We start from the raw sequence: 24,106 nt of genomic DNA, 5'->3' as shown, positions 1-24,106 counted from the left end.
GTCAGCGGTCGATCATCGTCTTCACGAGCCGGACACTCTGACCGAAGGACACGTCCGGCAGGTAGGCCCGCCCGATGGCGTTGCCGATGCTCGGCAGCGCGGCCGGGTCGGGGAACGTCATGTACATCGGCTCGTACACCGGCTGGAACTTCGACTTGAACGCCAGCAGCGAGCGGAAGCCGTAGACCGGTTCGAGCGTGCGGCCCACGACGTCGAGAAGACGCTCGAGCATCCCCGAGAGTGTCGACGTCTGCGCCGTGTCCTCGGTCGGATCGCCCACCTTCGCCAGCGGCGCTCCCGACAGACTGAGGAACTGCGCGCCCTCCTCCTGCAGGGACAGCGCGGCGGACGCGATGAGGAACTCCATCGCGGGCCGGAAGCCCTCGGATCGACGGCGCATGAAGTCCAGTGTCCAGCCCACGACGACGCCGTCGCGGTACACCGGCATCCACGAGGTGATGCCGTGCACGGTGCGCTGCTCGTCCACGGCGATGAGGCACCGCACCTGCGGATCGTCGACCTCGTCCAGACCACCGAGCGTGAAGCCCATCTCGGGCATGCCCTTGTCGGCGACCCACTCCTCGGATATCGCGGTGATCTGGTCCGTGATCGCCAGCGGCGCCGTCGGGAACGAGATCCACTCGGCCTCGACACCGGCCTTCTTCGCCCGGTTCACCGCGGTGCGGACGTCCTGGAACTTCTTGCCCGTGAAGGCGAGATCCGCCAGCGGGAGCACGGTCTCCTCCCCCACCTGGATGCTCTCCCAGCCGAGAGCGCCGGTGATGGCCGCGACGTCCGGCGTGACCGAGTAGAAGCAGGGCGACCATCCGTTTTCGGCGGCGTACTCGGAGAAGCCGACGATGGCCGCCTCCCGGTCCGCGGGCGGACCCACCGGATCTCCGGTGGTGAGGGCGATGCCCGAGATCACCCGGAACGCGACGTAACTGTGACCGTCGGGCGAGAACCAGTACCGGTTGCCGCGCCACGTCGTCATCCAGGACAGGGCGCTGCCGCTGCTGCTCGTCAGCACCGCCCGAGCGCGCTCGGTGGCGTCGGTCTCCACGCCGTACGCCGGTCTCACGAACGATCCCGCGGTCGCGACGACCAGCACCGCCCAGAACACGATGCCCGTCCATTCGTAGAGCACGGTGGCGAGCCAGCTCGTCGGCAGGAAGGGCGGGTCGAACCACTGCAGCAGAACCGGGGGCACGAGGCGCTGCGGGAAGTCGCCGAGCAACGTCAGCACTCCCGGGCTGCCGTCGAAGCCGGAGCGGATCAGCGCGCCGACCGCGACGTAGAGAACGGCGAGAACCGCGCCGGCTCCGACCACTGTCGCCCACAGGCGCGTGTACGTACCGGCAGGCGCGGACACGTCGAAGTTCGTGCGCGTGATCACCAGCAGTGCCATGACCGCCAGAGGGACGACGAACGGAACGGCGGTGCGGTAGAGCGTCGGATCTGCGACGCCGTAGAACAGCGTGTCGCCGTTGTCCAGATCGGCGAAGCGGATCAGGTAGTTGGCCAGCGCCAGGGCCAGGAGCACGACCTGCGAGACCATCGCACCGATCCAGGCGAAGCGACGCCCGCGGCGCAGTCCGTCGCTGAGGACCAGCAGATAGACCGAGGGCATGACGCTGGCCAGCACCGGTCCCACGCCGCCGAGTCGGAGATCGAGCAACCCGCGTCGGCAGTCGGTGGACCCCGGATCTGCACCACAGACCAGGTTCACCTCGTCGAGCGTCCACTCCTGGCTGCGGAACAACTCGCGCAGGACGGCGAACGGGCCCACCGCATTGGGCGAGAAGGCCGCGATCATCGGGCCGATCGCGGACGCCGCGACGATGAGGGCCACGAGCACCCGACCCTCGCGGCGGGTACCGGCGAGATGGGTCGCGCGAGAGGACCTTCCGACGATGAACGGTCCCGCCACTGCGCCGACCACGACCGAGCCGAGAGCGGTGATGTCTGCGAGATGGCCACCGAACAGGGCCATCACGACGGTCAGCGCCACGAGGCCCACCCGCACCCGCCGACGCCAGAGCGTTCCCATGTTCGCGCTGGCCACCATCAGCGTGCCGAGGATCCAGGCCGTGGGGCCCGAGGTGACACCGAGATGGAGCTGGAAGCCCCACCCCTCGTCGAGCAGCTGCCCGAGAGCGGCCAGCGCGAGACCCAGCAGCGAGCCGCCCACCTGGGTCACCAGGACGGCGACCGCGAAACGCCGGGTACCCATCCGGTGCTCGATCGGTGCGGCCACGACGAGGAACAACGCGGTGGCGACGACGAAGGCGGCCACCCCCACGGCGAAGAGCCCCGACGTCACGGGGGTCCAGAGCCGCAGGTTCTCGATCGGAACGATGCCCAGCGCGGTGTGGTGGTCGAGGAAGCTGCGATAGCTGCGCGTGGTGAGGGAGAGCACGACGAGCCCCCCCCACATGACGGCCAGCAGCGCCAGGCTGACCGGAGCCCCCTTGGCGCCATAGGCGATCGTGGACCCCAACCGAGCGGCCTGGCGACGGGTTCGTCCCCACCACGCGGCGACGTCGGTCCGCGCACGGGCGACCGGACCCGGTGCGGGAGATCCTGCGGCGGACGGATCGGTCACGACGTCGACCCCAGCCGGGTGCAGAGCCAGTCCAGCTCCAACTTCAGGCCCGCAGACCACGTCTCGTAACTGTGTCCACCCGGGACCTCGGCATAACGCACGTCCATTCCGGCTTTCTGTGCGGCGGCGAACAGCTGCTTCGCCGAGTTCTGGTAATCGGGGTCACTGGCACCGACGACGAAGGCGCCGGCGCTGGTGGGGTACTGACGTGTGGCCATGAGGTTCATCGGGTTCACGGCCTCGAACGCGGCCTCGCTTCCGCCGAACGCCGCGTCCAGCGTGCGCTGCTTGTCACCCAATGTCGGTTCGAGCTGGCCCGAGAGAACGAGGAAGGTCGGGTAGAGCTGCGGGTAGTTGGTGGTCATCTGCATGGCGCAGGTACCGCCGTAGGAGAGCCCGCCGATCGCCCAGTGCGCCGGATCGGTGTCCACCTGCAGGGTCGCGTTCACCCATGCCGGCACGTCCTTCGCCAGATAGGACGCCACGTTGCCGAGCGGAGAGTCGACGCAGAGCGGATTGGCGATGGTGGAACCGGTCGCGTCCGCCACCACCACGACGGGTGCGAGACCTGCGTGATCGGCGGCGTAGGCGTCCATGGTCTGGACCAACCGGCCGCCGGTGAGCCAGTCGTCGGGCGCTCCGGGTTGGCCGGCGAGCAGCACGAGGACGGGCAACAGCGGGCGACGTGCGGTGAAGTACGCGGGCGGCAGATAGACCTTCGCGTTCCGGGCGGAGAAACCCGACTCCGTGCCCGGGATCGGCGTGTCCAGGATGCGACCACCGGTCGGCATGTCGGCGGGGGCGGTCCACACGCTCGCGAGAGGTGTACCGGTGATCGGGTCGGCGGTGCGGCCGGTGACGTCGTCGACGTCCACCTCCTGCACGGACGAGATCCCCAGGGCGGTGCCGACGGTGGGGTAGGCGTCGAAGACGAGGTTGACCTGCAGCGCGGACGTCGCGACCACGGCCACCGTCGCGATCACGGTCACCACGCGGGTCCACCACCGCGTCGCGGCCAGCATCCGCGGCACGAGAAGGAACAGGCCCAGGACTCCGAGACCGACCCAGACGTAGACCGACGTCTCGACGGGATCGGGGAAGACTCGCCAGATCTTCTCGATGCCGAACCACGCCGCCACCGTGAGGACGGCCGCCACCGCGACGGCCACCGGGACCGCGCGGGTGAGGTGCCGCCGACGCCGTGCGAGCACGAGCCAGACGAGCCCGAGCACTCCGACGACCGTGACGACGATCGGGACCGGTCCACTGACCAACGACGTGTCGACGAATGCCACGGCGTAACAGTAGCCTCGCAGCACTTCTCGACGCGTGTTTCCGCGCGGGTGGACGCGCGCCGACGTGCGACGACCCGCTGCTACATCGTGTAGTACGCATTTGCGTCGGAGTGGCCGTATCATCTGACGAATGGCAGGCCTGGGCGATCTCGAACGAGCAGTGATGGAACATTTGTGGTCGAGTTCGGAGCCGCAGACCGTCCGTCAGGTCCACGAGGCACTGGCGTCGAAGCGTGAGCTCGCCTACACGACGGTCATGACGGTCCTTCAGCGTCTGGCGAAGAAGAAGCTCGTCACCCAGCAGCGGGACGACCGCGCGCATCGGTACGCTCCGGTACATGGGCGCGAAGAGCTTGTCGCCAGCCTCATGGTCGACGCCCTCCAGCAGGCCGACCGCTCCGGCGGGCGCGCCGCGGCCCTGGTCCACTTCGTGGGTCGGGTCGGTGCCGACGAGGCCGCCGCACTCCGGGAGGCCCTCGCGGCACTGGAGACGCAGGACGACGGTTCCTCCAACGCCTGACCTCTCGACCCTCGACACTCCCTCCCACACGACGGTGAGGACATGAACGCACCGACAGCACTGGTCTTCGCGGTACTTGCGTTGATCCTGACGGGCCCGGTTCCCGCGATGCTGTCCCGTGCGACGTGGCCACACCGGACTCCGCGCGCCGCCCTCGTGCTGTGGCAGGCGATCGCACTCGCCGCGGTGCTGTCGGCCTTCAGTTCCGGGCTCGCGATCGCGAGCCAGCTACTCGTCCCCGGGCCGGACGGCCGGCCCACCACGGCGCCCACGGCCGAGATCGACGCCCTCGGCCTCCCGCTGTGGATCCTCTACGTGACGGTGCTCGCGATCACCCTCGTCATCGGCGCACGGCTCGTCTGGGCCACGTCGCTGGTCGCGATCAAGACCCGGCGACGGCGTGCGCGACACCGCACGCTGGTCGACATCCTCGATCGCAGTGCGGGCGAGACCAGTGCCCACGGAACCGACGTGCGGGTCCTCGAGAGTCTCGACCCCATCGCCTACTGCCTGCCCGGACTGCGGCAACGCGTCGTGGTCAGCGAGGGCACGTTGTCCAACCTGGACGACGACGAACTGGCAGCCATCCTGACCCACGAGCGGTCCCACCTGCGCGCGCGGCACGATCTCGTTCTCGAGGCGTTCATGGCCGTCAACCAGGCGTTCCCGCACGTCGTGCGCAGCCGGTCCGCGCTGGGGTCGGTGCAGCTGCTGGTCGAGTTGCTCGCGGACGACTCCGCGGTGCGCGTCACAGGTCCTCGTCCTCTCGCCCGCGCTCTCGTGGCCTGCTCCGGGTCGTCGGCGCCGCGGGGAGCGCTGGCCGCGGGTGGGCCGAGCACGCTGGTGCGGGTACGCCGGTTGGCCACTCCCGGCTCCACCCCCGGTGTCGCCACTCTCGCCTATCTCGCGTCGGCAGCCATCCTCGTGGTGCCGACCATCTACGTCGCCGTGCCGTGGTTGACCGAGCTGACGCGCCTCGCGCGACACGGTTCGTGACTACTGGCTCACACGAGTCGGCATCGGCACCACTCGTCGCGTAGTGTTACCCGTGGTTCATCAGAACCATCCGTTTGTCGATATGGCACAAATTTCGCCGTCGCTCCGCTCCGTCCCCTCGTGGACGCCACGGAGTCGTACCGGTGACAAGACACCTCACATTGCGCCCGAGCTCCGCTTGCGCATCGATGACCAGGTGATGTGTGCCCTGGCTCGTCACGCTGCGCGGTGATTCATCGTTGCTGTGCACCGACGCGCCTGCAACCCCGAGAGGTACCACCGCGTTGACCAGCGCCACCCCCGTTTCTGCTTCTGCCACCAGCACTCCCGAGGCGTCCGAGACCACGTTCTCCGACCTCGGACTTCCCGCGACCATCGTCGCGGCGCTCGCCAAGAACGGCATCACCGTTCCCTCGCCCATCCAGAAGATGGCCATCCTCGACGCCCTCGCCGGACGTAACGTCCTCGGCCGCGCACAGACCGGATCGGGCAAGACGCTCGCCTTCGGCCTGCCGATGCTCACTCGCCTGGCGTCGACCGGTACCAAGCCCGCCGCGAAGCGTCCTCGCGCACTGGTGCTGGTCCCCACCCGCGAGCTCGCCTTCCAGGTCGTCGACTCACTGCAGTCCTACGCCACCGTCCTCGGACTGAGCGTGCGTCCGGCCGTCGGCGGCACCCCCTTCGGTCGGCAGGCCGATCAGCTCCGTCGCGGCGTCGACGTTCTCGTCGCCACCCCCGGACGCCTCGGCGACCACCTGCGTCAGGGCACCTGCGTCCTCGAGGCAGTGGAGATCACCGCACTCGACGAGGCCGACCAGATGGCCGACATGGGCTTCCTGCCCGAGGTGCGCGACATCCTCGGACAGACCGCGAACGGTGGCCAGCGCATGCTGTTCTCCGCCACGCTCGACCGCGAGGTCCAGTCGTTGGTCCGCCAGTTCCTGGCCGACCACGTCCAGCACTCGACCGGCGACAGCAAGGCCGCCGTCGAGTCGATGGATCACTACATCCTCAACGTCGGCCGCGGACAGAAGGACATCGTCCTGTCCGAGATCGCCGCTCGCGAGGGTGGCCGGACCATCATGTTCGCCCGCACCAAGCTCGGCTGCGACGGGATCACCGATCGCCTGCGCGCCGTCGGCATCCACGCCGAGTCGCTGCACGGCGGCAAGGCCCAGAACCAGCGCACCCGCGTGCTCGACCGCTTCAAGAGCGGCCGCACCCCCGTGCTCGTCGCCACCGACGTCGCCGCACGCGGCATCCACGTCGACGGCATCGACCTGGTCGTGCACGTCGATCCGCCCGCGGATCACAAGGACTACATGCACCGCGCCGGCCGTACGGCACGTGCCGGTGCCGCGGGCACCGTCGTCGCCATCGCGCTGCCCAACCAGCGCCGCATCATCAGCCGGCTGACCGGTCAGGCCGGCGTCAAGGTCACCTCGGTGGACGTCTCCCCCGGTTCGGTGGAGCTCGGTTCCATCACCGGAGCCAAGGCTCCGTCCGGCGAGCCGGTGCGTGAGGCACCGCGTCGCGAGCGTCCCAGCGGCCCCTCGCGCTTCGGCGCCTCGGGATCCCCGCGCACCGGTGGCTACCGTGGCGGCGACTCCGGCGGATACCGGGGTCGCGACGAGAACCGCACCGGCGGGTACCGCGGCGGCGAGTCCAGCGGTGGCTACAAGGGCCGCGACGAGAACCGCACCGGCGGCTACCGCGGCGGCGAGTCCAGCGGTGGCTACAAGGGCCGCGACGAGAACCGCACGGGCGCAACGGCTTCGCGCACCGGCGGGTTCCGCAGCCGTGCTGCGGGCACCGCGCGCGACTGACAGCTCTCCCGTCCTTGTCCGGCCCCGACTTTCGCGTCGGGGCCGGGCAGGGAAAGCTGGGGGAATGACTTCCTCGGATTCTTCACCTCTCGCCCAGATCGGTGTCACCGGCCTCGCTGTCATGGGGTCCAATCTGGCGCGGAACTTCGCCCGCCACGGACACGTGGTCGCGGTGCACAACCGGAGTTACTCCAAGACACAGACTCTGCTCGACGCGCACGGCAGTGACGGCACCTTCGTCGCGTCGGAGAGCATCGAGGACTTCGTGGCCAGCCTCGAGAAGCCACGCAAGGTCGTCATCATGGTCAAGGCCGGCGATCCCACGGACGCGGTCATCGAGGAACTCGCCGGCGTCATGGACGAGGGCGACATCATCATCGATGGCGGCAACGCCCTCTACACGGACACCATCCGCCGCGAGTCCTCGCTGAAGGACCGCGGCCTTCTCTTCGTCGGCGCCGGCATCTCCGGCGGCGAGGAGGGCGCACTCAACGGCCCCTCGATCATGCCCGGTGGCCCCGCGAAGTCGTACGAGTCGGTCGGGCCCCTGCTCGAGTCGATCTCGGCGCACGTGGACGGCACCCCGTGCTGCACCCACATCGGCCCCGACGGGTCCGGGCACTTCGTGAAGATGGTGCACAACGGCATCGAGTACGCCGACATGCAGCTCATCGGTGAGGCCTACAACCTGCTGCGCGACGCGCTGGGCATGGATCCGGACGCGGTCGCCGACGTCTTCCGGCAGTGGAACGAGGGCGACCTCGAGAGCTACCTCGTCGAGATCACCGCGCAGGTGCTCGCTCACAAGGACGCGAAGACCGGGAAGCCCTTGGTCGACGTCATCGTCGACGCCGCCGAGCAGAAGGGCACCGGTCGCTGGACCGTCAAGTCCGCGCTCGATCTCGGAGTCCCCGTCACCGGCATCGCCGAGGCCGTGTTCGCCCGAGCGCTCTCGGGCGCGCGCGGCCAGCGCGAGGCGTCCAAGGGTCTGGCATCGGGAACGCTCTCGGCGAAGCCCGAGGACATCGAGACCTTCACCGAGGACATCCGTTCCGCCCTGTACGCCTCCAAGGTCGTCGCCTACTCGCAGGGCTTCGATCAGATCGCCGCCGGTTCGGCCGAGTACGACTGGAATCTGCACCCCGGCGATCTCGCCACCATCTGGCGCGGCGGGTGCATCATCCGGGCCCGGTTCCTGAACCGCATCAAGGACGCCTACGACGAGAACCCGGAACTACCCGCGCTGTTGCTGGCGCCGTACTTCCGTGACGCCGTCGAGAACGCCGTCGACAGCTGGCGTCGTGTCGTCTCCACCGCGACACTCCTCGGCATCCCGGTGCCCGGCTTCGCCTCCGCCCTGTCGTACTACGACGGACTGCGCGCCGAACGTCTGCCCGCCGCGCTGACGCAGGGTCTGCGCGACTTCTTCGGAGCACACACGTACGAGCGCATCGACGCCGACGGCAAGTTCCACACCCTGTGGAGTGAGGACCGGTCCGAGATCGAGGCCTGACCACCGCCGTGAGTTCGTCCGTGCTCGCGGTCGGGCTCTCGCTCGTCGCGGCATTTCTCTTCGCCTGCGCCGCCGTCGCTCAGCAGACGGCGGCGTCGGCGGTCGCGGACGGGGACTCGTTGATCTCGGGTCTCGTGCGCAGCCCGCGATGGTGGGCCGGGGTGGTCGGCGACCTGAGCGGTTACCTGGTGCAGGTGGCGGCGCTGGCCGTCGGATCGGTGTCCGTGGTGCAGCCATTGCTCGTGAGCATGCTGCTGTTCGCGCTCCCCCTCGCCGCGAAGTACTCCGGCCTGCGGATGCGGCGCGCCACCTGGGTCTCAGCCGCGGGCCTCACGGTCGCGCTGGTGGCGTTCGTCGCGGTCGGCGACCCGACCGAGGGCACCGCCGACGCGCCGCTCTCGGTGTGGGCGCTGCCGCTGTCCGCCGTGGTGGCGGTGGCCCTTGTCGGCGCTGTCGCCGGTGTGCTCACGCGCGAGCCAGGTCGTGCGGCGCTGCTGCTCGGGATCGGCGGTGGACTGCTGTTCGGCGTCGCCGTCGCGTTCACCAAGTACGTCACCGACCTGGTGGAATCCGATCTGCTCGGCGCCCTCACCGCATGGCAGACGTACGCGCTGATCGCCGCCGGAGTCTCGGGCTTCTACCTGCAGCAGCGCGCGTTCCAGGCCGGTCCGCTCGCGGCGTCGCTGCCGGCGGTGACCGTGTGCGAGCCGCTGGCGGCGGTGTTCCTCGGCATCGTGGTGCTCGACGAACGGCTCCGCCTCGACGGACCGCGCGGAGTGGTGGTCGCCTCCGCCGTGATCGTCATGATCGTGACCACCGTGGTTCTCTCGCGCGAGCAGGGGCGCGCGGACGACGCCGTCCCGGCCGTCTGACCCACCCTCGACGTCGCCGCCGCAAGATATATCCGTCGGTCGCGTACGCTGGCGTCCCGTGCATTTCCTTCGCGACCAGCGCCCGCCCTACGACCTGACGTACGACGACGTGTTCCTCGTCCCGAACCACACGACGGTCACGTCTCGTTTCGACGTCGATCTGGCGAGTGTCGACGGTTCCGGGACCACCATTCCCATCGTCGTCGCCAACATGACCGCCGTGGCCGGCCGCCGGATGGCGGAGACGGTCGCGCGTCGCGGCGGCATCGTCGTCATCCCGCAGGACCTGCCGACCGCGGCCGTCGCCGAGACGGTCTCCTTCGTCAAGAGCCGGAACCTGGTGGCGGACACCCCGGTCGTGCTGACGCCCGAGGACTCGGTGTCCGACGCTCTCGCCCTCATGCCCAAGCGCGCCCACGGCGTCGTCGTGGTCGTGGACGGCGACGCGGCCGTGGGCATCGTCTCCGAGGCGGCGTGCACGGACGTCGATCGCTTCGCGCGCCTCTCGACGGTGATGGACAAGGACTTCGTGACGGCCTCCGTGGACACGAGTCCCCGCGAGATCTTCGAGCAGCTCGAGGCTCGGCACGAGAACCTCGCCGTGCTGACCGGGCCGGACGGCGCACTCGCAGGAGTGCTCACCCGCACCGGTGCGCTGCGCGCCGGCATCTACCGTCCCGCCACCGACGACGACGGGCGCCTGCGCATCGCCGCCGCCGTCGGCATCAACGGTGACGTGGGTGCGAAGGCAGCCGCCCTGGTCGAGGCCGGCGCCGACGTCCTGGTGCTCGACACCGCCCACGGCCACCAGCAGAAGATGCTCGATGCGCTGGCCGTCGTCGCGGCGCTCGATCTGGGCGTGCCCCTGGTCGCCGGCAACGTCGTGTCCGCAGCGGGTACCCGCGACCTGATCGAAGCCGGCGCGGACATCGTCAAGGTCGGTGTGGGCCCCGGCGCCATGTGCACCACCCGCATGATGACCGGCGTGGGCCGCCCGCAGTTCTCGGCCGTCGAGGAGTGCGCCACTGCGGCACGTGAGCTGGGCAAGCACGTGTGGGCCGACGGCGGGGTGCGGCATCCCCGCGACGTGGCGCTCGCCGTCGCCGCCGGTGCCTCCAACGTGATGATCGGATCCTGGTTCGCCGGCACCCACGAGTCGCCCGGCGATCTTCGCGTCGACGCAGCCGGGGTTGCCTACAAGGAGAGCTTCGGCATGGCGTCGAAGCGTGCCGTGGCCGCGCGCACGGCAGCGGACAGCGCGTTCGACCAGGCACGCAAGGGCCTGTTCGAGGAAGGCATCTCCAGCTCGCGGATGCGCCTCGATCCGGAGCGGCCCGGTGTCGAGGACCTCATCGACCACATCTGCGCGGGTGTGCGCAGCACCTGCACGTACGCCGGTGCGCGCTCGCTGGAGGAGCTGCATCGGGATGCCGTGCTGGGCATCCAGTCGGCGGCAGGCTTCGCCGAGGGACGCCCGCTCCCGTCCGGCTGGTGATCGTCGGCCCGCACTCGCGCTCACGTCGCCGACTCGGTGATTCCGGGTCGGCGACGATACGATGTGTGCGATAGCGGCGCCCCCGAGCGGGTACTGCTGTGACACGCGCCGATTCTGCGGCGCAGGCGTCGCCTCCACGCGAACGCCACACGACAGGAAGGACACCGGTGCCCGAGGCACCCACGACGACGCCGACCCCCGGGTCCGGCACTCCGTCCCCGGACCTACCGTCCCGAGACCGCCCCTCCCCCGACGGGGAGTCGTCCGGCGGTCCCTCTCCGGAGGGCTCCTCTAGGTCGCCGGGCTCACCCGGCGCTTTCCCCGAGACCACGTCGCGTCGCAGCGAGGTGTGTCCCTCGTGACCGTTCTCGTTCCGATCCTGTCCCTCGTGGGCTTCGTCGCGCTGACGGCGGGCACGGCGATCTTCGTCGCCGCGGAGTTCTCCCTCACCGCACTCGAACGCAGCACCGTCGACGCGGCTGCGCGCGACGGTGACATGCGCTCCCGCCAGGTCCAGCACGCCCACAAGACGCTGTCGTTCCAGCTCTCCGGCGCGCAGCTCGGTATCACCATCACCACGCTGATCACCGGCTACATCGCCGAACCGGTGCTGGCGCGGTTCATCACTCCGGCCGCCACGGCGCTCGGTGCGTCCGACTCGCTCGCCGGCGCCGTGTCGCTGGTGCTGGCGCTCGTCATCGCCACCTCGGCATCGATGGTCTTCGGCGAGCTGGTGCCGAAGAACATGGCCATCTCCAATCCGATGAAGGTGGCGCGGGCGACGGCCGGCCTGCAGGCGGGCTTCTCCCTCGTCTTCCGCTGGGCCATCAACGGCCTCAACGGTTCCGCGAACTGGGTGGTCCGCCGCCTCGGCGTCGAGCCGGCGGAGGAACTGCGTTCGGCGCGCTCGCCCCAGGAACTCGGGTCGCTGGTGCGCTCCTCGGCGGAACACGGCTCCATCGACCAGCGCACCGCTCTCCTCGTCGACCGCTCGCTACAGTTCGGCGAGCGCACGGCGGAGGAGTTGATGACCCCCCGCGTGAAGATCGAGACCCTCGCCGCGGACGACACGGTCGCCGACCTCATCGACACGGCGGCCCGCACCGGGTTCTCGCGGTTCCCCGTCGTCAACGGCGACCTCGACGACACCGTGGGCGTCGTCCACATCAAGCACGCGTTCACCGTGCCCGCCGAGCGCCGCGCCGGAACGACGGTCAGCTCCCTCGCGCAGCGTGTCCCCAACGTCCCCTCGAGCCTGGACGGCGACACCGTCATGGAACGGGTGCGCGCCGATGGCATGCAGGTCGCCATCGTGGTGGACGAGTACGGCGGCACCGCGGGCATCGTCACCATGGAGGACCTCATCGAGGAGATCGTCGGAGACGTCCGCGACGAGCACGACACCCGCGAGGTCGACGTCCAACGCGTCGCCGACGGGTGGCTCTGCTCCGGGCTCCTGCGCATCGACGAGGTCACCGAGTTCACCGGCTACGCGGCACCCGAGGGCGAGTACGACACCCTCGGCGGCCTGGTGCTGACACAGTTCGAACGCATCCCCGACGCCGGCGACCAGGTCATCCTGCCGCCACCGAGCGGCGACCTCGAGTCCGACGACGGCGGCTGGGTCGCGCGCGTGGACGCGATGGACGGGCGCCGGATCGACCGGATCCTCGTACGCCCGGCCGCGGAGGACGAGATCGCCCGCCTGCGCGCCGAGACCGTCCGCGAGCACGACCGGGAGGCCCTCGATGGGTGACCTACTCGCCGTCGGCCTCGCGGTCGTCCTCCTGCTCCTCAACGCCTTCTTCGTCGGTGCCGAGTTCTCGCTGATCTCTGCACGCCGCGACCGCCTCGAGAGTCTGGTGGTGCAGGGCAAGAAGCGGGCTCAGACGGTCATCGAGGCCGGTCAGAATCTGTCGATGATGCTCGCGGCCGCGCAGCTCGGCATCACCATCTGCTCGATCCTGCTCGGGCGCGTGGCGGAACCCGCCGTGGCCCACCTGATCGAGCGCCCGTTCGAGCTGCTCGGCGTACCCGACTCCCTGCTGCACCCCATCGGGTTCGCCCTCGCCCTGGGCATCGTGGTGATCCTGCACATCCTCATCGGCGAGATGGTGCCGAAGAACATCGCGATCGCCGGACCGGAAGCGACGGCGATGTTGCTGGTGCCCGTGCACTTGTGGTGGTTGCGCGTCGCGAAGCCGTTGATCTCGTTCTACAACCTGTGCGCCAACGGCACACTGCGGTTGTTGCGCGTCGAGCCGAAGGACGAGCTGGACTCGTCGGTGTCGGCGGACCAGCTCTCCGACATGATCGGCGAGTCCCGCTCCGAGGGACTCATCGACGAGGAGGAGCACCGCCGGCTGACGCAGGCTCTCGAGACGTCGGGCCGCACCGTGCGGGAGGTCCTCATCCCGCTGGACAAGGCCCGCACGGTGGTCTGCGGACCCAAGGGACCCACGCTGGGCGCGATCGAGGAGGCCGTCCGCGAGACCGGTTTCTCACGGTATCCGGTCCGCGACGAGACCGACGGCATGATCGGATACCTGCACATCAAGGACGTCCTCGATCTGATGGCGGACCCGCTGGCCGACTCGGAGACGATCATCCCGCGCTCGGACGTGCGGCTGCTGCCGATCATCGACGCGCGCACCCCTCTCGACGAGGCGCTGGCCGGTCTCCGCCGCCGTCGCAGTCACCTCGGCGCCGTCGTGGAGACGGGTAAGGGCACCATCGGCATCGTCGCTCTCGAGGACCTCGTCGAGGAGTTCGTCGGCACGGTGCGCGACGGCACCCACCTCGTGGAGGACGTCGTCCCCGGACCCGACGCGCCGTGACGTCCGTCGGGTCGGACACCGATCTCGTCGTTCTCGGACCGGACCGGTGGCATCCTCGACGGCGCGCTCACGGCGAGCGGGTGGACGAGATGATCGGTGCCTATCTGGAGCGGCGCGCGGTCGGCGAGCCGCATCCCGTGCTCGATTTCCTCTTCACCTACTACAGCCTGAAACCCGGTCATCTGCGCCGGTGGCACCCCGGACACGGGTCGGTGCTGACCGGAGCGGGTATCGAGGACTATTCCGGACGCACCGGGTACGTGAACGTCGCCGTGGGCGGGCGATCCGGCGTCACGGTGTCGTCCGAGTTCCTCGACCGGCGGTCGTCCGCGATCGACTTCGTGAGCACCCTGATCGGCCGGACGGCCACCCGCCCCGCGCAGCTGGGCTGCTTCGGTCTGCACGAGTGGGCGATGGTCTACCGCGGCGGGGACGAGGCTCTGCGTCACGACGTGCCGCTCCGCCTCGGTCACGACGGCACCGACGCGGTGGTGGAGTCGATGCCGTTGCGCTGCACCCACTACGACGCGTTCCGCTTCTTCACCCCGGACGCCCTCCCCCGCAACGCCATCGAGTTGACGCCGGAGCACCGGCTGCTGACCGAACAGCCGGGCTGCCTGCATGCGTCGATGGATCTGTACAAGTGGGTGGCGAAGCTCGGACCGTTGATGCCGTCCGAACTGCTGCTCGACTGCTTCGCGCTGTCGATGACGGCGCGTGAACTCGACATGCGGGCCAGCCCGTACGACCTCACGGCGTACGGCTACTCCCCCGTGCGTGTCGAGACGCCGACCGGACGCGCCGAGTACGTGCGCGCCCAGTCGGCGATCGCGGAACGAGCCGCCGCTCTCCGAGTCGCGATCGGCCACCTGCTCGCCGATCTGCGCTGACGGTTCGGGTCAGACGCCCACGGCCGAGAGTTCGGCGAACTCCTCGTCGCTCAGCTCGATGCTCGCGGCGGCGACGTTGTCCTCGAGGTGGGACACCGACGACGTTCCGGGAATCGGCAGCATCACCGGGGACCGACGCAACAACCACGCGAGGGCGAGCTGCGACGCGGAGACACCGTGCCGCTGGGCCAGCTCCGTCAGCGGGCTGCCCTCGCCGGTGAGCTTCCCGGTGGCGAGCGGGAACCACGGGATGAAGCCGATGTTCTGCTCCGTCGACCAGTCGAGAAGCTCCTCGGAGGAGCGGTCCGTGAGATTGAAGAGGTTCTGGACGGACACGATCGGAGCGATCTTCTGCGCCCGTGTCACCTCCTCGACGGACACCTGGCTCAGGCCGATGTGCCGGATCTTGCCTTCGTCCTGCAGCGCCTTCAATTCGCCGACCTGATCCTCGAGCGCGACGTCCGGGTCGATGCGGTGCAGCTGGAACAGGTCGATGCGGTCCACACCGAGACGGCGCAGCGACAACTCCGCCTGCTGGCGGAGGTACGCGGGACGACCGACCGGGGTCCACTGCCCGGGTCCCTGCCGGGTGAGCCCGGCCTTGGTCGCGATCACGATGTCGTCGGCGTAGGGACGCAGTGCCTCGGCGAGCAGGTCCTCGGCCACCTCCGGGCCGTAGCTGTCTGCGGTGTCGAAGAAGGTCACGCCCAGCTCGACCGATCGCCGCAGCACGCGGATCGCCTCGTCGCGGTCACGCGGCGGCCCCCAGACGCCTTCTCCGGGCAGCTGCATGGTGCCGTAACCGAGTCGGGTGATCTGGAGGTCTCCACCGAGCAGGAAGGTGCCGCTCGCGTCGGCGGGACGGGAAGTCGTCGATGTCGTCATGGCGAGTACGACGCCGTGGCGGTCGCAGGTATTCCTGCCCGTGGTCGTCTCGCGCGCCACCACCGGTGGGCTCCGCACTACCACTGGGTAACATCGGGGCGATCCAGCGCGGCACGACGCCGCGACAGGCGAGAGTCAAGTGAGGGGCTGTGATGACGGAACGCGTCCAGGTCGGCGATCTGCAGGTGGCGGCAGTGCTGCACGAGTTCGTGGAGAAGCAGGCTCTGCCCGGCACGGGTGTGGATCAGGATGCGTTCTGGGCGGGTGTGCAGTCCCTCCTCGAGGATCTCGCGCCCCGTAACCGGGCTCTCCTCGAGGCGCGCGACGAGATCCAGGGCAAGCTCGACGCCTGGCACTCCGAGCACCCCGGAGCCGGCTACGACCGCGCGCAGTACAAGGCGTTCCTGAAGGAGATCGGGTACCTGCAGGACGAGCCCGCCGCGTTCGCGATCACGACCGAGGGCGTCGACACCGAGATCACCACGACGGCCGGCCCGCAGCTGGTGGTCCCCGTTCTCAACGCACGCTTCGCGATCAACGCCTCCAACGCCCGGTGGGGCTCGCTGTACGACGCGCTCTACGGCACCGACGCCATCCCCGAGGACGGCGGCGCGGAGAAGGGCACCAGCTACAACAAGGTGCGCGGCGACAAGGTCATCGCGTGGGCTCGAACGTTCCTCGACGACGCGGTGCCGCTGACGTCGGGCTCGCACGCGGATGCCACGTCGTACGTCGTCGACGGGTCCGCCCTGGCGGTCACCCTGTCCTCCGGCGACACCGTCGGTCTCGCGTCACCGGACGCGCTGCTCGGCTACACCGGTGAGCCGTCCGCGCCGACCGGAATCCTGTTCGTCCACAACGGCTTGCACTTCGAACTGCAGATCGACGCCGACAGTCCCATCGGCAGCACCGACGCCGCGGGTGTGAAGGATGTGCTGCTCGAGTCCGCGGTCACCGCGATCATGGACTTCGAGGACTCCGTCGCCGCCGTGGACGCCGACGACAAGGTGCTCGGCTACCACAACTGGCTCGGTCTCATGCGCGGCGATCTCGCCGAGGAGGTGTCGAAGAACGGCAAGACCTTCACCCGCACCATGAATCCGGATCGCGTCTACACCGCTGTGGACGGCTCCGAACTCGTGCTGCACGGCCGGTCGCTTCTGTTCGTCCGCAACGTCGGGCACCTGATGACCACCGACGCGATCCTCGACAAGGACGGCAACGAGATCCCCGAGGGCATTCTCGATGCCGTCATGACGTCCCTGACGGGCAAGCACAGCCTGCGAGACGACGTCGCGTTGAGCAACAGCCGCACCGGCTCGCTCTACATCGTGAAGCCCAAGATGCACGGTCCCGACGAGGTCGCCTTCACGAACGAACTGTTCGCGCGCGTCGAGGACGTCGTGGGCCTCCCGCGCAACACCCTCAAGGTCGGCATCATGGACGAGGAGCGTCGCACGACGGTCAACCTCGCGGCCTGCATCCTCGCGGCGAAGGAACGCGTCGTGTTCATCAACACCGGTTTCCTCGACCGGACCGGCGACGAGATCCACACCTCCATGGAGGCGGGAGCCGTCGTGCGCAAGGCCGAGATGAAGAAGCAGAAGTGGATCGCCGCCTACGAGGACTGGAACGTCGACACCGGTCTCGCGGCGGGCCTCGAGGGCAAGGCGCAGATCGGCAAGGGAATGTGGGCGATGCCCGATCTCATGCACGACATGCTCGAGCAGAAGATCGGTCACCCGCGCGCGGGTGCCAACACCGCCTGGGTCCCGTCGCCCACCGCGGCCACGCTGCATGCCACCCATTACCACCAGGTCGACGTCTTCGCCCGCCAGGAGGAGATCGCGAAGGCTCGCCGCGCCACGGTCGACGACATTCTCGAGATCCCGCTGGCTGCCGACACCTCCTGGAGCGACGAGGACAAGCAGCGCGAACTGGACAACAACTGCCAGTCGATCCTGGGGTACGTCGTCCGGTGGATCGATCACGGCGTCGGCTGTTCCAAGGTTCCGGACATCGAGGACGTCGCGCTCATGGAGGACCGCGCGACGCTGCGCATCTCGAGTCAGCTGTTGGCCAACTGGGTCCGTCACGGCATCGTGACCGAGCAGGACGTCGTCGCTTCGCTGACGCGCATGGCGCCGGTGGTCGATCGGCAGAACGCCGGTGACCCGACCTACCGACCGCTCGCGGAGAACTCGGACTCGAACATCGCCTTCAACGCCGCCAAGGACCTCATCCTCGAGGGAACTCGGCAGCCGAACGGGTACACGGAGCCGATCCTCCACGCGCGCCGTCGCGAGTACAAGGCAGCGAACCAGGCATCCTGACAGGGAGGCCGGGAGCAGCACGAGAGAGGACGGGTCCCGAGGGTGGGAGAGCATCGTCGCACCGCGTCCACGTCGGGTGGTCGTCGCGGCGTGAGCCGCGGACCCGTCGTGGTCATCGTCGTCCTCGTGCTGCTCGTCGCGGCCGTCCTGGGCTGGTCGGCGCTGCGCGACCGCATCACCGACGAGGGTGAGCAGGCCGCGAAGGCCTGTGTGGAGGGTGACGCCGTGCTGGCCGTCACGGCCGATCCCGACATTGCCGACGCCGTGCGTACGGTCGCCGCGGCGTGGGACGCCACGGCACCGGTGGTGCGCGATCACTGCGTCACCACGACGGTGACCGAGACGGCGTCGGACGTCGCGGCAGCGGCCCTCGCGTCCGATCCGTACGACGCGGCGGCCGGTCCTCGTCCGTCGTTGTGGATCCCCGCGACCACGGCGGATGCGGCGCCGCTGATCGACGCGCGGCGGGTCGACAGCACCCCCCGGTCTCTCGCCACCAGTCCCGTCGTCCTCGGTGTCGCACCGGAGCTCGCCGACACGCTGGGAGCGGCAGCCGTCGGGTGGGCCGACCTGCCTCGTCTCGCCGCCACGCCCGAGTCGCTCGACGCCATCGGCGCCGCGGGCTGGGGGTCCCTGCGGCCGGCACTGCCGGCCGGGTCGACCACCGCCGCGGCTCTGGTGTCGGTGGCTGCGGCGATCGCCGATCCCACCGCGTCCACCCCGTCGCTCACCGCCGATCAGGCCGCGTCCGCGCCCGTGGTGTCGGCGATCTCCGCGCTCTCCCGCGCGGCGACGGACGCGACTCCCACGCCGCCCGCCGATGCTGCGGCCGCTCTCGACGCGATGGTGCAGGGCGGCGACCCCGCGGCCGCCCCGGTCCACGCCGTCCCGGTCACCGAACAGCAGTTGTACGGCCGGATCACGGAGGGCCAGCAGCTGGCCGCCTTCCGCCCGGCCGGATCGACGCCGAGTGCCGACCATCCCGCGGTGGTGCTCTCGGACAGTGATGCGACCCAACGCGCGGCTGCGGCCGAGTTCGCGGAGTTCGCCCGCGGAGCCGAACAGCAGCAGGTGTTCCTGCAGCAGGGATTCCGAGTTCCCACCGCCGACGGAACTGCCGAGGCGGCACCACCGTCGGTGGCGGGACTGACCTTCCCTGCGATCGGTCAGCCCGCCGCATCGCCCGAACCGGCGGCGCGCACGGCGGTGCTCGACACCCTGGCGTCCCCCACCCGCCCGTCGAGCACCACCGTCCTGCTCGACGTGTCGGGATCGATGGAGTCGATCGACGGGTCCGCCACGCGCCTGACCAACGTGACGTCCGCCCTGCGGCAGGTGATCGGCGCGGTCCCCGACACCACCCGGATCGGCCTGTGGACGTACAGCCGGGCACTGGACGGATCACGGCCGTACCGGGTGGAGGTCCCGCTCACCGAGGCGAATTCCGAGTCCCGTGCCGCACTGGACAGCTCTCTCGCCGGTCTGTCCCCCGCCACCGCCACGTCGACCTACGCCTCCGTGCAGGCGGCCTACGACTCGGCGGTGCAGAACTGGTCGGGCGACGGGACCAACTCGGTTCTTCTCGTCACCGACGGCCCGAACGACGACACGTCGATCTCCGCCGCGTCCTTCCTCCAGGCGATCGCCGCCGCGTCGGACCCTGCGCGTCCGGTCCGCATCGACGTGGTGTCTCTGACCCAGAACTCGGACATCGCGACGCTGCGCAGCCTCGCGGGCCAGACCGGAGGCGAGCTGGTCGAGGTGTCCTCCTCCGACTCCTCACTCGCCGCCACGCTCGACCGATTGTCCTCCGACCGGTGACGATCTCCACCGAATGCCGAAGGGCTTCCCCGTGATCCGCATGCTGACGTTCGCCGTGCTCCTGGCGATCGTGACGTTCGTCCTGCACCGCCGGCTGGTGGTGGCCACCGGACTCACCGGCGCTGCACGCCCCGCCGCAGATGCCGTTCTCGTGGCGTTCTGGGCCGCCGCGGTGGTCGGCATCGGCAGCGGTGAGGTCCTGGATCCCTCCTGGGCCCGCTACGTCGCGTACCCGGGACTGACCTGGCTCGCCGCACTCCTGTACCTGTGCCTCGGTTCCCTGCTCATCGCCGTGGGCGCACTGGTGGTGCGGATCGGAGCGCGTGTCGCCCACCGCGACGGGGTGTCCGCACGGCGCGCGTTCGTGCGTCCCGCCACCGCTGTTCTCGTCCTCGGCACCGTGGTGGCCGTCGCATACGGAGTCGTCGCGGCCGCCACCCCGAAGGTGACCCGGACGACGGTCGAACTCGCCGCTCTGCCGGCCTCGTTCGACGGTGTGCGGGTGGGCCTGGTGTCCGACCTGCACGTCGGCCCGGCACGCGGCGAGGCGTTCGTGCAGGGGGTCGTCGACACCCTCATGGCCGAGAAGCCGGACCTCATCATCATCGCCGGGGACCTCGTCGACGGAACCGTGGACCTCGTGGGCCCGGCACTGGCTCCGCTGAGCGCACTGTCTGCTCCGCTGGGTGTCGTGGTCACCAGCGGCAACCACGAGTTCTATGCGGGTGACGGCGGCGCATGGCTCAACCTGTACGACTCGCTGGGACTGCGGGTCCTGCGCAACGAGACGGTCCCGCTCACCCGCGGCGTCGACACGATCGATCTGGTCGGTATCGAGGACCTCACGGCGCCGGAACCGTACGAGCCGGATCTGGCGGCAGCCCTCGAGGGCACCGACCGGGCCCGTTTCCAGCTGCTCGCGGCGCACCAGCCCAAGCAGGCGACGCAGGCGTCCGATCTCGGTGTGGACATGCAGGTCTCCGGCCACACCCACGGCGGACAGATCTGGCCGATCGTGTATCTCGTACCGCTGCAACAGCCCTCGGTCCAGGGCCTCGACACCATCGGCGACACCACGCTCTACACCACCCGCGGCGCCGGCGCCTGGGGTCCCCCGGTCCGCATCGGCGCGCCGCCCGAGATCTCCCTGTTGGAGCTCCGGACGGCGCGCTGATCACGTCGCGTCAGTGGGTCAGGCGAAGGCCTCGATCGGCGGGCAGGAGCACACGAGGTTGCGATCGCCGTGTGCGCCGTCGATCCGCCGCACCGACGGCCACACCTTGGCTCGCGAGGTACCGGCCGGGTAGACGGCCTCCTCACGCGTGTACGGATGCGTCCAGTCGGTGACGAGGCAGTGCGCCGTGTGCGGCGCGCCCCGGAGCGGGTTGTCGTCCACGGTCCACTCCCCCGACGCCACTCGTTCGATCTCCGCACGGATGGCGATCAGGGCGTCGACGAAGGCGTCGATCTCGTCGAGATTCTCGCTCTCGGTCGGCTCGATCATGAGGGTGCCCGACACCGGGAAGCTCATCGTCGGTGCGTGGAAACCGTAGTCCGCCAACCGTTTCGCCACGTCGTCGACCGTCACCCCGGTGCGCTTGGTGATGGGCCGCAGATCCAGGATGCACTCGTGCGCGACCATCGAGCGATCGCCGGTGTAGAGCACCGGGAAGTACTCGTCGAGTCGGCGGGCGATGTAGTTCGCCGACGCGATCGCGGTGAGGGTCGCACGCCGCAGACCGGCCGCACCCATCATGCGGATGTATGCCCACGTGATCGGCAGGATGGACGCCGAACCGTACGGCGCGGCCGAGATCGCACCGGTCTCACCGAGCCCCTCCACGAACGGGTGTCCGGGCAGGAACTGCGCGAGGTGGGAGCGGACGCCGATCGGACCGACGCCGGGGCCGCCGCCGCCGTGCGGGATGCAGAACGTCTTGTGCAGGTTCAGGTGGCTGACGTCGCCGCCGAAGCGACCGGGGCGCGCCACGCCGACCAGAGCGTTGAGGTTCGCGCCGTCGACGTACACCTGTCCACCCGCGTCGTGCACCGCGGCGCAGATGTCACCGATCTCGTGTTCGTAGACGCCGTGCGTCGAGGGGTAGGTGATCATGATGGCGGCCAGCGACTCGGCGTGCTCGGCCACCTTCGCGCGCAGGTCGTCGACGTCCACGTCACCGTTTGTGCGGCACGCCACCACCACGACCTTCATTCCGGCCATCACCGCTGACGCGGCATTGGTGCCGTGGGCACTGGACGGGATGAGGCAGATGGTGCGTGCGTCGTCGCCGCGGCTGCGGTGATAGTTGCGGATCGCCAGCAGGCCCGCGTACTCGCCCTGGCTGCCTGCGTTCGGCTGCAGGGACACCGCGTCGTAGCCGGTGACCGCGACGAGCCACTCCTCGAGGTCGCCGATGATGCGCGCCATGCCGGAAGCGTCGTCCGCGGGTGCGAAGGGGTGCAGGGCGTTGAAGCCCGGCCACGTGATGGGCTCCATCTCCGCGGTGGCGTTGAGCTTCATGGTGCACGAGCCCAACGGGATCATGCTGCGGTCGAGAGCGATGTCCTTGTCGGACAGCGCGCGGAGGTACCGGAGCATGGCGGTCTCGGTGCGGTACCGCGTGAACGCCGGGTGCGTCAGGAACTCCGACGTACGGGAGAGGGCGCCGGGAACGGCGATCGGCGCGGAGCCGGAGGCGGAGGTCGGCTCGACACCGAAGGCCTGCAGCACGGCCTCCACATGTGCGTCGATCGTGGCCTCGTCGCAGGAGATGCCCACGTGGTCGTCGTCCACGAAGCGGAGATTGATCGCGGCGCCCGACTTCGCGGCGGCGACCACCACGGCCGCGCGGCCGGGCACGCGGGCGAGGACGGTGTCGAAGTAGTCCTCGTGCACCACGGTGACGCCGCCGGCGCGCAGCGCTGCACCCAGCGAGGCCGCGTGGCCGGCGACGCGGCGCGCGATGGCGGTGAGCCCGTCGGCACCGTGGTAGCTCGCGTACATCGCAGCGACGACGGCGAGGAGCACCTGCGCGGTGCAGATGTTGGACGTCGCCTTCTCGCGGCGGATGTGCTGCTCACGTGTCTGCAGTGCGAGGCGGTAGGCAGGCGATCCGTCGGCGTCGACGGAGACGCCCACGAGGCGGCCCGGCAACTGACGCGCGTGGGAGGTGCGCACGGCCAGGTATCCCGCATGGGGCCCACCGAAGCCCATCGGGACACCGAATCGCTGCGACGTGCCGAAGCACGCGTCGGCCCCCTGCTCGCCGGGTGAGGTGACGAGAGTGGCGGCGAGGAGGTCCGCGCCGACGGCCACGAGGGCGCCCCGGTCGTGCGCCTCGGCGATCACCGACGTGAGGTCGACGATGCGGCCCGACGCACCCGGCGTCTGCGACACGACGCCGAAGAACTCGCCCTCGGGCAGGCCCGCCGCGAGGTCGGCGTCGACGAGCTCGATGCCGAGCGGCTCCGCGCGCGTCGCGATCACGGCGCGGGTCTGCGGGAACAGGTCGGTGTCGAGGACCAGGCGGGCCGACTTCGACTTGCCGGCACGGCGCAGCAGCGTCATGGCCTCCGCCGCGGCGGTGCCCTCGTCGAGCATCGAGGAGTTGGCGATGTCCATACCCGTCAGGTCGGACACCATGGTCTGGAAATTGAGCAGTGCCTCGAGCCGGCCCTGGCTGATCTCGGGCTGGTACGGCGTGTACGCGGTGTACCAGGCCGGGTTCTCGAGGATGTTGCGCACCAGGACGGGCGGGGTGAGCGTGGCGCTGTACCCCTGGCCGATCATGGACGTCGCGACGGTGTTGCCGGCGGCCAGAGCGGCCAGTTCGGCGAGCGCCTCGTGTTCGGAGACCGGCGCGGGCAGAGCGTCCAGGCCGTCCGCGATGCCGTCGACGGCGGCGTCGAGAATGTCTGCGGGTACCGCGGCGGCAGCGAGATCGTCCAGGCTCGCCACACCGATGACGTCGAGGAGTCGCGCGGTCTGCTCCGCGTCGGGCCCGATGTGGCGGTCGACGAAGGTGCGGAGTCCGGAGGTCGAGCGGGGTTCGGCGGTCACGTGATCTCCCGTGGTGGTGGCGAGGTGCACGCCCCACACGCAGGGAGGGACGCCCCTCTCCCTCTGTCGTGATGCCCGAGACCACCGGGCGCCTGAGAGATTCGGCCGCCGCGTACGGCGCCTTTCCCCGTGGGCGGGTGGACGATTCCACCACTTTC

Annotated in this window: 16 protein-coding genes; 12 read left to right on the top strand and 4 right to left on the bottom strand. The window is 69.8% G+C overall.

All coding sequences use genetic code 11. From position 1 onward, the window contains the following. Nucleotide 1: 1 nt before the first annotated feature. Together JOE30_RS13930 and JOE30_RS13925 are read right to left on the bottom strand one after the other, a co-directional pair. The gene (locus tag JOE30_RS13930; protein WP_204870390.1) at nt 2-2,437 is read right to left on the bottom strand and encodes a bifunctional lysylphosphatidylglycerol flippase/synthetase MprF; all 2,436 of its coding nucleotides are present in this window, start codon (nt 2,435-2,437) and stop codon (nt 2-4) included. Between the two features lie 164 nt (nt 2,438-2,601). Next, on the bottom strand, nt 2,602-3,900 hold the full coding sequence (locus tag JOE30_RS13925) for an alpha/beta hydrolase-fold protein (RefSeq protein ID WP_307806175.1): 1,299 nt from the start codon (nt 3,898-3,900) through the stop codon (nt 2,602-2,604). Nucleotides 3,901-4,030: 130 nt separating this feature from the next. On the opposite strand from JOE30_RS13925, the gene JOE30_RS13920 reads away from it, so the two are divergent. From JOE30_RS13920 to JOE30_RS13880, 9 genes are all read left to right on the top strand, one after another. Further along, nucleotides 4,031-4,420, top strand: a complete 390-nt coding sequence (locus tag JOE30_RS13920) for a BlaI/MecI/CopY family transcriptional regulator (protein ID WP_027505427.1) — start codon at nt 4,031-4,033, stop codon at nt 4,418-4,420. A 42-nt stretch (nt 4,421-4,462) separates the two neighbouring features. Beyond that, nucleotides 4,463-5,416, top strand: coding sequence for a M56 family metallopeptidase (locus JOE30_RS13915; protein WP_027505428.1), 954 nt, complete (start codon nt 4,463-4,465; stop codon nt 5,414-5,416). Nucleotides 5,417-5,700: 284 nt separating this feature from the next. Beyond that, complete coding sequence (locus tag JOE30_RS13910) at nt 5,701-7,242, top strand: DEAD/DEAH box helicase (RefSeq protein ID WP_239532377.1); 1,542 nt, start codon at nt 5,701-5,703, stop codon at nt 7,240-7,242. A gap of 64 nt (nt 7,243-7,306) precedes the next feature. Continuing rightward, nucleotides 7,307-8,755 (top strand): NADP-dependent phosphogluconate dehydrogenase, encoded by a 1,449-nt coding sequence (gndA, locus tag JOE30_RS13905; protein ID WP_027505429.1) that lies wholly within the window; start codon nt 7,307-7,309, stop codon nt 8,753-8,755. An 8-nt stretch (nt 8,756-8,763) separates the two neighbouring features. Next, the gene (locus JOE30_RS13900; protein ID WP_307806174.1) at nt 8,764-9,627 is read left to right on the top strand and encodes a DMT family transporter; all 864 of its coding nucleotides are present in this window, start codon (nt 8,764-8,766) and stop codon (nt 9,625-9,627) included. A gap of 58 nt (nt 9,628-9,685) precedes the next feature. Further along, nucleotides 9,686-11,122 carry a GuaB1 family IMP dehydrogenase-related protein gene (locus tag JOE30_RS13895; protein WP_204867322.1) on the top strand — a complete coding sequence of 479 codons (1,437 nt, stop codon included), beginning with the start codon at nt 9,686-9,688 and terminating at the stop codon, nt 11,120-11,122. Between the two features lie 358 nt (nt 11,123-11,480). After that, nucleotides 11,481-12,878, top strand: coding sequence for a hemolysin family protein (locus tag JOE30_RS13890; protein WP_204867320.1), 1,398 nt, complete (start codon nt 11,481-11,483; stop codon nt 12,876-12,878). Continuing rightward, nucleotides 12,871-13,959 carry a hemolysin family protein gene (locus JOE30_RS13885; RefSeq protein ID WP_204867319.1) on the top strand — a complete coding sequence of 363 codons (1,089 nt, stop codon included), beginning with the start codon at nt 12,871-12,873 and terminating at the stop codon, nt 13,957-13,959. The genes JOE30_RS13890 and JOE30_RS13885 overlap by 8 nt, the downstream gene beginning before the upstream one ends. Next, complete coding sequence (locus JOE30_RS13880; protein ID WP_204867318.1) at nt 13,956-14,849, top strand: 3-methyladenine DNA glycosylase; 894 nt, start codon at nt 13,956-13,958, stop codon at nt 14,847-14,849. Before JOE30_RS13885 ends, JOE30_RS13880 begins: the two co-directional genes overlap by 4 nt. Nucleotides 14,850-14,858: 9 nt before the next feature. On the opposite strand, the gene JOE30_RS13875 is transcribed toward JOE30_RS13880, so the two are convergent. Next, a complete protein-coding gene (locus tag JOE30_RS13875) occupies nt 14,859-15,734 on the bottom strand; it encodes an aldo/keto reductase (protein WP_204867317.1) in 876 nt (291 codons plus the stop codon). A gap of 152 nt (nt 15,735-15,886) precedes the next feature. Between JOE30_RS13875 and JOE30_RS13870 the strand changes: the two genes are divergently transcribed. The 3 genes from JOE30_RS13870 to JOE30_RS13860 are packed head-to-tail and all read left to right on the top strand — an operon-like array spanning nt 15,887 to nt 21,062. Then, on the top strand, nt 15,887-18,067 hold the full coding sequence (locus JOE30_RS13870; RefSeq protein WP_204867315.1) for a malate synthase G: 2,181 nt from the start codon (nt 15,887-15,889) through the stop codon (nt 18,065-18,067). Between the two features lie 42 nt (nt 18,068-18,109). Next, entirely contained in the window at nt 18,110-19,888 is a 1,779-nt protein-coding gene (locus JOE30_RS13865; protein WP_204867313.1) for a substrate-binding domain-containing protein, read from the top strand. A 31-nt stretch (nt 19,889-19,919) separates the two neighbouring features. Then, a complete protein-coding gene (locus JOE30_RS13860) occupies nt 19,920-21,062 on the top strand; it encodes a metallophosphoesterase (protein WP_204870385.1) in 1,143 nt (380 codons plus the stop codon). Nucleotides 21,063-21,080: 18 nt separating this feature from the next. Here JOE30_RS13860 and gcvP read toward each other — a convergent pair whose 3' ends face one another. Next, nucleotides 21,081-23,948 (bottom strand): aminomethyl-transferring glycine dehydrogenase, encoded by a 2,868-nt coding sequence (gene gcvP / locus JOE30_RS13855; protein ID WP_204867311.1) that lies wholly within the window; start codon nt 23,946-23,948, stop codon nt 21,081-21,083. Nucleotides 23,949-24,106 lie beyond the last annotated feature (158 nt).

It is taken from the genome of Rhodococcus sp. PvP016 (genome assembly GCF_017832185.1).
Lineage (GTDB): Bacteria > Actinomycetota > Actinomycetes > Mycobacteriales > Mycobacteriaceae > Rhodococcoides.
The sequence above is the reverse complement of the archived record's forward strand: the minus strand, read 5'-3'. Positions and strand labels throughout refer to the sequence as shown.